The organism is Candidatus Uabimicrobium helgolandensis (assembly GCF_041508025.1).
Lineage (GTDB): Bacteria > Planctomycetota > Uabimicrobiia > Uabimicrobiales > Uabimicrobiaceae > Uabimicrobium > Uabimicrobium helgolandensis.
Genome location: NZ_CP165719.1, coordinates 6,975,972 through 6,988,374, shown reverse-complemented (window position 1 = coordinate 6,988,374; position 12,403 = coordinate 6,975,972). Strand labels below are relative to the sequence as shown.

The 12,403-nt window shown below is 38.0% G+C and carries 5 protein-coding genes; 4 read left to right on the top strand and 1 reads right to left on the bottom strand.

The features are described 5' to 3' along the window. The first annotated feature begins 168 nt into the window (after nucleotides 1-168). On the top strand, nucleotides 169-321 hold the full coding sequence (locus UABHE_RS25945; RefSeq protein WP_372371684.1) for a four helix bundle protein: 153 nt from the start codon (nucleotides 169-171) through the stop codon (nucleotides 319-321). A 287-nt stretch (nucleotides 322-608) separates the two neighbouring features. Continuing rightward, on the top strand, nucleotides 609-842 hold the full coding sequence (locus UABHE_RS25940; protein WP_372366218.1) for a DUF5654 family protein: 234 nt from the start codon (nucleotides 609-611) through the stop codon (nucleotides 840-842). 36 nt (nucleotides 843-878) lie between these two features. Here UABHE_RS25940 and UABHE_RS25935 read toward each other — a convergent pair whose 3' ends face one another. Continuing rightward, nucleotides 879-1,697, bottom strand: a complete 819-nt coding sequence (locus UABHE_RS25935; RefSeq protein WP_372366217.1) for a hypothetical protein — start codon at nucleotides 1,695-1,697, stop codon at nucleotides 879-881. Nucleotides 1,698-2,340: 643 nt separating this feature from the next. Between UABHE_RS25935 and UABHE_RS25930 the strand changes: the two genes are divergently transcribed. Next, nucleotides 2,341-11,832, top strand: coding sequence for a fatty acid synthase subunit beta domain-containing protein (locus tag UABHE_RS25930; RefSeq protein WP_372366216.1), 9,492 nt, complete (start codon nucleotides 2,341-2,343; stop codon nucleotides 11,830-11,832). Continuing rightward, nucleotides 11,832-12,233 (top strand): holo-ACP synthase, encoded by a 402-nt coding sequence (gene acpS, locus UABHE_RS25925; RefSeq protein WP_372366215.1) that lies wholly within the window; start codon nucleotides 11,832-11,834, stop codon nucleotides 12,231-12,233. Before UABHE_RS25930 ends, acpS begins: the two co-directional genes overlap by 1 nt. The last annotated feature ends 170 nt before the right edge of the window (nucleotides 12,234-12,403 follow it).

The window sequence follows — 12,403 nt, the reverse complement described above, 5'->3', positions numbered from 1 at the left end:
AATTAAGTTACGAGAGGCCCTGCGGGGCGTACTCTTGCAAATTGTGCAATAATTTAATATACCTAGTATACGATATTTATTCGCTTATTGCGACCGTTGTCACAAAATTGTTTGAGGATGAGATAAGTACAATTATTGGCTGATAAATATTGTAAAAATGTTGGGTTTGTGAGAGGTACTTCTTTATCCATTTTTCTCAATATTGTTGAAGGAAGTGGCAAGTTTTCCAAAAAAAACAAAGCTAAATTTTGCCACATTGCTCGGATTTGCCACCGAATGTGTTGCTATTCTTCGTTCTGCACAAACTATGGAGATCCTTGATTCTGAACAACGGCAAAATGGAAAAACTTTATTAGTTCGCGTTGCTTCTATGCTTTGTAAAATGCTATAATCACTTTGGCTATGATTATGAATATGGTAAAGGTTACGCTCGCGAATTTTCTAATTGATGACACCTCGTTAATCTGTTATTACTTAGGTGTTGTACTTGAGAGTATTCGTGTTACAATTCAATTTCTCTAAGAATAATAGGTCGGATGTGTAGACGCCTGACTATTTTCTTTAATAACACTAACTTTATTGTTTTATAGTAATTCAGGAGAATAAAAATGAAGGAACAAATAGTTGAAAAAATGGCAATTTTAGTTACAAGTGCTTTTGGTCTAGTTGCAGCTTTGGCTTGGAATGATGCAATAAAAAAAATATTTGAACAGTATTATCCCAATCGCGGAGAAGGAATATCTGCACAAATTGTATATGCTGTAATAGTAACTGTTATTGCTGTATTTGCTGCTGTTTTGGTAGGTCGTGCTGCTGGTAAAGAAAAAGAGAAGAGTTCATAAAAAAAGATCCTTTCGGATCTTTTTTTATGAAGTGTATTACTGAGAAAGATAAGTGATATCTTCTTTGTTTAAAGTGTTAAAAGGACAATACTTTAATTCTACTTGTCCTTCTTGGTACAAACTATGATCTTGCGTATATAAAAAGAATCGTCCAGAGAAGCAGATTGCTTCGTCTTCACTGCGTCTAAAAGGCCACATTTGTGCTTTCATGCTAAAATCTATAATTCCCTTATCTTCGTATCTTGTTGACCAGTGACCTTGCATATGTAAAATGCTGTTCTTCACCTCTCCTTCTAAAATACCCATACGTGGTTTTTTCTTTGAAGGTGAGTTGATCAGAAACATGAACTTTTCTCGTTGTGTTTGTTCATCGCGTATTGAATGAACACACACATACAATTTTAAAGGCCATCTTCCACCATCAGGTAAACTCAAACCTTTCCACAAACCGCGGTAACTACTTTCACGTAAGACTTCCCAGTTTTTCATTAACCATGGATCAAAAGATTGATTTCGAGATACTTGGTAGTTGGGGTTTTTCTCAAAGATTAATAGATATCCTCTGCGACGTTGTGGCTCAGGGAAAACTAAATGGTTGGGATGATCAGGAGTTTCTTCTCTGTACTTCAATAACTTATGGCGTATTCGCAAAATTGTTCCGCGAATTGCACCATCTGAAGTGGCAAGATCCTTTTTTTCTAAGTGCTCTACGATTTGTTTTGTTGTAACAACATCGTCAGCAATAGAATTCTCAATCAAATATTCTAGTACGATACGCTCAATACGCGCATTACAAAAATAGTGATCAAGGACATGATTTGTAATTTGTTTTTTTATTTTTATTGAAAGCTTCATATTGTCGTTATGGAAGAGTTAGTAAAACGTTAGTAACGCATTTACTATGAAAATAGTGAATTTTCAATTACGAGTAATATTGTTAACATAAAAAACTATTGAGATCATTGTATAAACAAATACTTATTAATGCAACACAAGTTTAGGACGTGTCGACATTTCTCTTGCTTATGACTTAGTCATTTTAAAGATGAGCTTCGTTACTTTTGGATTGTAGAGAACTATTTTGTGCTTTCAAAGTGCCTCACTACTTCTTAAAATAACTCACATTACGACTTGTGCTAGTTGAAATAAAAATACGATCCCGAACCTGATCCCGAAAGTTCGACTAACTAAATAAGTAACCATACGTACAAACTTACACCAAAATAATTGAAAATTACTCAAAATTGAAAATTCATCTTGAATGCTACTAATATTTGATATACATATTATGTTTTTTGTATTACCAGCGTAACCTAAGTTAGGCTGTGCTCTTGCGAAATCAGGTTTGGGAACGAGGTTAGAGTGTGAAAAATAACAAAATTTGAACTTGCACAATGCGTCATATTATATAAAAATCTAAATATCGACAGACCCTATTCAGAATAGATATAATTGATGGTTTTCTTGAACTTATAATTGGATTTATTAAGGTAATAAAATGGAATCAAAAACAGCGCTATGTCAGTTAGCTACAGAAAAAAAAGCTCGGATTGCACTCACTTTCGCTGGACAAGCGAATGATTATATCCGCGAGTTGCGTGATTTGTGGCAGCGCTACTCTGTTGTAAAAACTCTAGTGCAAAAAGTAGATGTTTCGCTTCGTGAAGAGATAGAAACACCACAAGCAGTACTCTCCGGCTATTTTTCGCAGGGACTTTTCGTTGAGGAGTGGTTGAGTAACGAAAACAAGGTTCCAGAGGCAGAGTACTTGTTTTCTTCTCCTATATCGCAGCCTCTGGTTTTACTAACGCAGATGGCAAATTATTTGAGCTTATGCATCGAAGGATACGACAATGAGAGTGTCGACTCGTGGGCTCTAGGAGCTACAGGCCATAGTCAAGGAGTTATTCCTGCTGCTATTGTTGCGATGGGGTTATCTTTTGATGGTATTATTGAAGAGACAGTGCAAGCTACGCGTTACTTAGTTTGGCAAGGTATTCGTATGGAAGAAGCGCATGACTTGATTGCTTCTCCAAATGAAAGTGCTCTTAAAGAACTAGGAACACTGCCAAAATACATGGCGGCAATTCAAGGGTTTACATCTACAGAGTTACAAAGCATTATTGACGAGTTTAACAAAGGTTGCCCTTCTGATGATTTTGTTTACCTATCGCTTGATAATGAAACATTAAAAAAAGTGATTTCTGGAGCTCCAGATCGTTTGGAAAAAATGCGTCTTTATTTAGAAGATGTGTATCCAAAGAAAAATCCATTTCCAGCAAGAAATCTTCGTTTTACGTATCTCAATACTTCAGCTCCATTCCATTCACCACATATAGATAAGTGTATTGATTTAGTACTTACAGATTTAGAACGCATTGGTTGGGAAATCGACCCTAAGAAAATTAAAATACCGCTTTATTCGTTTAGTGATGGCAAAGATTTGCGTTCTCACCCTGATTTAATGCGCGAGTTTATATCTCTACAAGCTGTAAGGCAATTAAAATGGAAAACTGCTCTTTCTTTTGTTGAGCCGAATGAAATTACGCATATTATCGACTTTGGACCAGGTGATGGTATTGCAAAATTAAGCCGCGCTTACGTAAGTGGTTTTGGCGTTGAGGTTTTTTGCGTATCGAATATAGAAGAACGCAATGTTCTTATTTCTTCAAAAAATGAAGATATTCCCTTTCGCGCTTCTTGGAAAAAATATGCACCAAAAATGGTTGATCAAAATGGCGAAAAAATGCTAGTGAATAACTTTAGTAAGTTTTGTGGACGTTCACCGGTTATTTTACCAGGAATGACACCGACAACAGCTACTGCCGAAATAATAGTTGCTACAGCAAATGCTGGATATCTTGCGGAGTTGGCAGGGGGAGGCCAAGTTACAGAAGAAATGTTTCGCAAGCGCATGGATGAGATTGTCGAAACTCTTGATCCGAGCCAAGGTGTAGTTTTAAATACGCTTTACTTAGACCCGTACCTTTGGAATCTGCAGGTTTCTGGTCAGGGACTTCTTTTTAAATTAAAAGAAGAAGGTTATCCTTTTATTGGAATTACAATATCAGCAGGTTTACCTCCTGTAGAAGAAGCCGTTACTTTGTTAGATAAACTACATGACAGTGGAATGTTTTTAAATGCTTTTAAAGCAGGAACAGATGAACAAATTAAACATATTCTTGCTATTGCAGCTTTGCGTCCACAGTATACTATTTGCATGCATGTTGAAGGTGGTTTAGCAGGTGGTCACCACGGTTGGTACGATGTGCGACATGTTTTACTAAAAAACTATCAACGCATTCGCGAACAGGAAAATGTACTTGTTTTAGCTGGTGGAGGAATTCGCGAAGAACAAGATGCTATTGATTTTGTTATGGGAACGTGGAATAAAGAGTTTGATTTACCAGAGATGCCTATGGATGGGGTTTTCTTAGGAACGTTAGTTATGGCGTGCCGCGAATCTGAAGCTTCTGATGACTGTAAAAAAGCTCTTGTAGAAACAACTGGTATAGATGATTGGTCGACAACTTCGGGAACAGGCGAAATAAAGGGAGGGATGACTTCTGGTAAGAGCCCTCTTAATGCAGACATTTATTACGTGGAGAATAATGCTGCTAAAATAGGACGTTTACTTGATAATGTTGCAGGTGACAAAGAAGCTGTGGCAAAAAATCGCGAACAAATAGTCGAAATGTTACAGAAAACATCGCGCCCTTATTTGGGTGATTTGAACGCAATGTCTTATTTTACTTTACTTGATAAAATGGTAGAACTAATGGCTGTTGGAAGCAATGGTCGTTATGAAGATGGACAATGGCTAGATATAACATATCGCTTGCGTTTTGAAAAAATGTTAGCGCGTGTTTTGGAGAGACTATCTATTGATATTGTTGTTGATACAGAACAGATACAACAACCAAGGAAACTATTACAAACAATTGAGAACAATTATCCTCGAATTAAAGATGTGCCTTTAGCACCAGAAGACCAGGCGTTTTTTATCTATAAGGTGTGTCAAATCCCAGGTAAACCAGTTAATTTTATTCCTATTATTGATGAGAATATTCGCAAGTGGTATAAGAGTGACAGTCTACATACTTGTAATGATCCGCGCTATAAAGCAGATGAAGTATTTCAGACGCCAGGACCGAGAGCTGTAGCAGGAATTCGTGTTGTAGACGAACCTATTGCTGAGTTATTCAACAGATTTCACAAAGCTCTTACCCAAAATGCAGATGAGTTATCTGTAAATTCTGCTAGCGATGATAATGAAATAAATGTTCATCATAACGAATTAGAAGCCGGAGCAAATTTTTGGAATGATTATCATGGTGATATTGCTACGCTTCTTCAAGCTCAATCTATAATTCGCGGAACAGAAATTCGCCGCAATTTTGTTCACGATCTACTTAAATTGGCAGAAAACGAGCGCATTGTTGTCAAACAAAAGAATGGTGAAATTAGTGGCATTTTAATGGAGAGAGAAAGTCGAAAAGGTTGGGGGCATATTTTACAAATAGAGTCTCATGAAAAAGGGATAGAACTGAAGATTTTTCACCGCTTACTTTCTATTGAAGGCGAAAAGAATAGTAGTTACACTACTTATTTTTGCTGCGATAGAAATAAAATGGCTCCATATAATATTAAGGAAGTTGATGAAGGACGTGTAGAACGAATAGCAGATTTTTACGCAGGCCTACTTTTAGATGATCCTTCACAAGTGTCGGAAAAACATCAGAAAGCAACTTTTGATCTTAGCGAACAAAGTATTCGTCAATATATTGGTTCCCTTGGTGGAAAAGATAATGATTTTTCCACTGCTCCTTTAAGCATGGCTTTTGTGGTAGCTTGGCAGCCGCTATTTCGCATTCTTTTACATCCTGATTGCGTTGGTGATTTTTTTACTCTTGTTCACTTAGCTAATAATATAATAAAAGTTGATAGTTTTGTGGCTGGAAAAACATATGACGTGGAAGCAGCGTTGGAGAGCATTAGCTACGGCAAAGAAGGCAAGAAAGTAGTGGTGATTGCGCAAATTTCACACGAAAAAAATGTAGTTGCTATTTTAGAAAGCCAGTTTCTGTTACGCGAAAAAGTAGGAAGTCGTTTAGGACAAGAGCAAAAGTTTTCTGTACCATTTACCTACCCAAAAGCAGAACAAGTAGCATTATCACGTCCTTACTACGCTTACGAAAAAAATGTTAAAGCGCCACTTAGTGGTGATACTTATTCGATGGTAAGTAAAGATTTTAATCCTCTTCATCGCGATATTTCGATTGCACGTATTGCTGGATTTGATTCACCTATTCTTCATGGTATGTGGTCAAAAGGTATGGCTTTGCAAACGTTGCGTGAACAAGAAAATATTTGCCACAAAGATATTTCGCGAATTGAAGTCCAATTTTCAGCGCCTGCAACTCATGGTAGTAAGGTGTGGACTTATGGACGACATATTGCAATGAACGCTGGCCAAAAAGTATATGAGATTAACTGCGCTACGGAGCAAAATGGTGGACGAATTGCAACAGTTACAGGTAAGGTTTTTACTAATTCTTCGCAAGTTGCACTTGTTTTTCCTGGCCAAGGAATTCAAGCAAAAGGCATGGGAATGGAAAGTTACGCACGTTCTGCAGCAGTACGTGATGTTTGGGATCGCTCCGATGATTTTACTCGTAGTGAATTTGGATTTTCTATACTACAAATTGTTCAACAAAACCCAGGTCAACTTATTGTAAAAAATGAGACGCTACGTCATGAAAAAGGGGTTTTGTTTTTAACTCAATTTACGCAAGTTGCGCTAGTTGTACATGCCATAGCAAGTGTTGCTGAACTCAAAGAAGCTGGTGTTTACATACAGGACCACTATTTTTGTGGACATAGTATAGGTGAATACTCTGCTATTTCGGCTTGTTCTAAAGTTTTAGCCTTAGAAAAAGTTATTTCTGTTGTATACCAACGTGGTTTAACAATGCAGAATTTTGTTCCGCGAGATGAACAAGGTCAGTCTCCTTATCGTATGGGAGTTGTTTGTCCGCATCGTGCAAAAATGAGTGAAGAGCAAGCGGTAGATCTTGTAAACCAAATCTGCGAGGACACAAATACGACCCTTGAAATAGTTAATTACAACGTAAAAGGCCGTCAGTATGCAGTTGCTGGGCATATTGATGCTATTGCAGTTCTGCAACAACGCTTGATGAAGCATTCTTCTCCCAAAAAGCCAGCCTACATGGATATTCCAGGTTTAGATGTACCTTTTCATTCTTCGGTACTACAAGGAGGTGTTGATCACTTCCGAAAAGTATTAATGGATACTTTTAGTGAAGAAGACGACTTAACAAATTTAGAGCAACGTTATATTCCTAACTTAGTTGCGCGTCCTTTTGAACTTAGTAAGTCGTTTTTCGACGATGTATACCATCTTACTAAATCTCCAGTAATGGCAGAAATTTTAAGTGATGTTGAAAAATCACTAGAGGACAAAGCTGTTTGCGCACGGAAAGTGGTGATTGAGCTACTTGCTTATCAGTTTGCTTTTCCTGTCCGTTGGATTGAAACGCAAGACCTATTATTAAAAAATGGGAATATTTCTCAGATATGGGAGGTAGGGGTAAGCTACCAACCTACCTTAGCGAATATGTTTGGACAAACAATCGGTAGTAAATCGCATTTAGCTAAACCAGTCTTTAATGTTGAGCGCGATCGTAGTACACTATACTTTTTAGAAGGAGAGACAGAGCTCCCATCTAGTAATGTTGTAGAAGAAGTAGAAGAAGCTTCAACTGTAGAAGAAAAAGTACAAGAGCATCAGCCAATTGTAAAACTACCTGTGGTTCCTACATCTTCTGGTACTGAGAATTTAGCGCCACCAAAAACGTCGACAGTTAAACACGCTTTGCGAACGATTCTAGCATTACAAACTAAAATTTGGCCTGAAGAGATGGCTGACGATGAAAGTATCGATCAACTTCTTGGAGGTAACTCTTCGCGCCGTAATCAAACAGTTGTCGATATTTGGACTGAGTTTAATACTGCTCCTATTGATGGTGGACATGAAATTCCTCTTTCACAATTGGAAGAGGCGATTGAATCTGCCACTTCAGGTCGCTACAATTCTCCAGGAGCGTATTTAAAAGTAGCTCATACAGAGGCAATTAAACGCAATTTTGATAAAATTGGCAATGTCACTTTACGCGACATTATTACATTTCTACAAGAGAACTGGATCATTGATGATACAACTACTTTTCAAGTATTGTCTACTATTTCGGTTATTGAGGGAATTGATTCGTCATCGCGTAGTAATGCTAAAAGCCCTATTGACAAAAACATTGGTAATCGCAAAGAGGCACAGATTTTTATTGATAGTGTTTTACAACACTACAAGGATATCTATGGTTGGAGTTTTGCAGCAAAATCGGCAGAAAGCTCTGGAGCACAAGTTGATTCTGCTGCGATAGATAAAATTCTCGAACGTTATTTTGGTATTCATGGTGTTTTTGCAGAAGTAGCGCGCTGTACGCAAGAGCTTTTAGGTCATGACCCTTACGCTGGAATTATTGAACGCGAAAAAGAATTTTTAGAAGAAGATCGTCTTGAATTGTATAAAAACGAGCACGGTCCTAAATACGAACGTTCTATTCGTCCGCGGTTTTTTGCACGAAAAATACGCAGTTTTACTTCTGCTTGGAACTGGACACGTAGCCAAATAACTTCATTATATTGGGATTTAAAAAACAATAAAAGTTGTGACGATCAATATGAATTTGTGAAGGAGTGCGTTCTTGCGAATCCAGTACCAGAAGTTCAATTATTGGTAAGTGGTTTTAAGACGAAATCTCTACAAGACAACAATAAAGAGATGAGTGATATTTTTGAATGTCTTCATGACCTTGCTATAAATGGGGATTATCAAGCAAAGCGTGCTGTTTATCTTCGTCCAACTGCTCCACAAGTAAAAATAGATGAAAAAGGATTGCATTTTTCTGAAGGAATGCGTGACAAACAAAAAGATGCGTGCGATTTTGTGAATAGTTTGCAGCTCAACATACAGCCAAAGAATACTGGAAAGTGTACAAGTAGTAAAGCCAGTGACGCGTTCGCTGAGGTACTTACTGAACAAGCAAAAGAAGGGATTACTTTTTGTGGTAAAGTTGCTCTTGTTACAGGTGCAGGAGAAAGAGCTATTGCTACCTCTGTTGTTAAGTATTTGTTACGAGGTGGAGCTAAAGTTATTGTTACAACAACAACTTCGACTTTAAAACGACTTAATTACTATAGAGAACTTTATCAACAACATGCAGGTCATGGTGCAGAACTTCACATCGTACCTTTTAACCAAGGTTGTGGATCAGATATTCGCGCTATTGTCGACTGGATCTATAAGCCACAAGAAGGTCGCGCTGCATGGCAACTTGATTATTTTATTCCTTTTGGCGCTGTTCCAGAAGAAAACAATATTTTAACACTTGACGAGGGTTCTGTTGCAACGATGCGCGTTATGCTTTTTGGTCTTGAGTACTTGCTAGGTAAAATAGCCAAGGAAGCTCTAGAAGCTGCTGATCCTGAGAAAAAAATGCAGGTTATCTTACCTTTGTCTCCAAACCACGGTCAATTTGGAAACGATGGTATGTATGCTGAGACAAAAGCTGGCTTAGAAGTACTTCTCAATAAATGGAAATCAGAATACGATGTATGGGGCAAAACATGTAGCATTGTTGGTGCACAGATTGGCTGGGTTCGCGGAACAGGTCTTATGAGTGCAAACGATGTTGTTGCTGCTGGATTAGAATCTCAAAGAGCTGTCAGAACATATTCATGCGATGAAATGGCATTTCTATTGACGGGTTTATTACACAATAATATGTGTCAAATAGCGCAAAAAACTCCTTTAAAAGTTAATTTAATGGGAGGAATGGAAAAAGTCGATGATTTAGGAGCGGTACTTCGCGATATTCGCAATGATTTGCAAAAACAGTTGGCTGAGAAAAAAGCAAATGCATCTACAAAAAATATCGATAAGGTCTTACCTCTTGATACAAATCAGTTTCCTCGTATTCCAAGTAAAGAGCAATTAAATAATTGGAAATCTCCACAAATGAAACTGGAAGATACAGTTGTTATCGTTGGTTATGGAGAGGTCGGAACTTTTGGTAATGCTCAAATTCGTTGGGACCAAGAGACGACAGGACAACTTTCACAAGCGCGAGCGTTAGAACTTGCGAGAGTAATAGGTCTTATTGAGTTCTCTATTTCTCCTAAATACGTTGGGTGGCTTGATGTTGAAACTGGTAATCCTGTGAGTGAACAGGAAGTGGGTCGCAAATATCGCGATCAATTAGTTGCAGCGATAGGCATTCGCGATATGGACCCTGAACGAGCGCATTTTGATCCAGACAATGTCGAGGTTTACACTGAAGTTTCTCTTGAAAATGAAGTGAAGTTTCGTATTGATGATCGCGAAACAGCGGTAAGTTACAAAGAAGCTAATCCTGAAAAAGTAGATTTCTTTTATGATAGTGAACTTGATTGTTACTGGGTTTTATTGCGTAAGGCAATGAAAATACGTGTTCCTAAACGCATGAAATTTGACCGTAATGTTGCAGGCCAAATACCAAGTGGTTGGAGTGCTAATCGTATGGGGCTCCCTAACGATATGTGCCAACAAATGGATTCGAATACCCAGTATAGTTTAATTGGTACAGCTGATGCTTTTGTGAGTGCTGGTATCGAACCAGAGGAACTATATAAGTATATTCACCCTAGCAAAGTAGGGAACACTATGGGAAGCGGTTTGGGAGGTGGTTTATCTCTTGCCCGTTTAGCGCGTGACGTGACTTTAAATATTCCACGACAAGGGGACCGTATACAAGAGACTCTTGTAAATGTTATGGGCGCTTACAACGTGCAAAACTATGTAGGGAGTTACGGAACAGTTGTTTCTCCTGCGAATGCTTGTGCGACAGCTGCCATCTCTGTAGAAATAGGCATGGAGAAAATTTTATCAGGCAAAGCTGAGTTTATTGTTGCTGGCAGTTACGATGATTTAAGTGACACAGGAGTACTTGGGTTTAAAGACATGAATGCGACTGCAAATAATGACGATATGCGTGAGCGAGGATTTACACCTGAAGAGATGTCAAGGCCTAATGATGTTATGCGTAGTGGTTTTGTTGAAGCACAAGGTGGAGGAACTACACTACTGTGTCGTGCTTCTGTTGCTTTAGAGGCTGGTTTACCGGTGTATGGTGTTGTTGCTATGAGTTACTCTGCTACTGATGGTGTTAATCAGTCAATTCCTGCACCAGGCCTAGGCTTACTCAGCGTTGTTTGTGAAGATGAAAAAAATTCATCTGTATTACGCCGAGCTTTAGAACAATATGGTCTGACAGCTGACGATGTTGCTCTTGTTTCAAAACACGATACATCAACAGAGGCAAATGATAAAAACGAAAGTGAATTGTATCATTCGCTTATGCAAAAATTAGGGCGTACACCTGGTTTACCAATGATGGTTATTTCCCAAAAATCGCTAACTGGTCATAGTAAAGGTGGTGCTGCAGCATGGCAAATGAACGGTGTTTTACAAGCAATGCATAGCGGAATTGTTCCTGGGAACACTAACTTACTCGACGTTGATATTCGCATGAAAAAACATACTTTCTTGCAATACAATAGTAGTGCAGTGCATGTTGGCAGTGAGAACATTAAAGCTGCTTTGATTACCAGTTTAGGATTTGGCCACGTAGGAGCAATGTTATGTCTTGTTCACCCAGATGCGTTTTTTAAAATGTTGTCGGAAGAAGACAAAGAAAGATATGTTGCTTTGCGTAAGAAGAGATGGGTTCATCGTTACGAACGGGAAAGAAACTTTTTGATTGGAAAAGAAAAGTTACTGACTATTCGCGATAAAAAACCTTTTGTTGCAAATGCAGATGGAGAGAACACTCAAGAGAAAAAAATGCTTTTTTCTCCAGATTATAGGAGTTAATGATGATTGTAGGTATTGGAACTGATTTAGCTGATATAGATTTTTTTGAGGAATGTTTACAAGATAACAAAACAACAGTCATTAGTGAAACATTCACAGCTCAAGAAATTATAACTAGTGAGCGCGGTCCAGTACCTAAGTCGCACCGCTTAGCAGGGCGATTTGCGGTAAAAGAAGCTTTTTTTAAAGCTCTAAGCCAAACAACACTTCATCGTAGTTCCAGTAAGATCAACGCAAACCCTAAAGAAATAGAGGTTTGTGTTGATCATATTGGACGCCCTTACCTATCGCTTCATGGAGAGATGGATACTCTTGCAAAAGAAAGAGGAGTAAAAAAAATCCATGTGAGCATTTCTCATGAAAAAAGTTATGCACTAGGGTTTGTTATTCTTGAAGGTTAATTTGATGTTATAAGATTTATCTTAAATGGCTAATAAACATATAAGTATCCGACTTAGAAAATACTCGGCTTTTCTAAGTCGGATACTTAAATACATTTAGTAAGGGATAGTTTCACTGAATGTCCTTGAATTGCTCCGAGTTTTACATCATTATCACGCCACTATAGAAT

Bases quoted from the DNA above. Each gene is read 5' to 3' on its own strand.
- acpS (WP_372366215.1), top strand. From the start codon at position 11,832: ATGATGATTGTAGGTATTGGAACTGATTTAGCTGATATAGATTTTTTT.
- UABHE_RS25930 (WP_372366216.1), top strand. From the start codon at position 2,341: ATGGAATCAAAAACAGCGCTATGTCAGTTAGCTACAGAAAAAAAAGCT.
- UABHE_RS25940 (WP_372366218.1), top strand. From the start codon at position 609: ATGAAGGAACAAATAGTTGAAAAAATGGCAATTTTAGTTACAAGTGCT.
- UABHE_RS25935 (WP_372366217.1), bottom strand. From the start codon at position 1,697: ATGAAGCTTTCAATAAAAATAAAAAAACAAATTACAAATCATGTCCTT.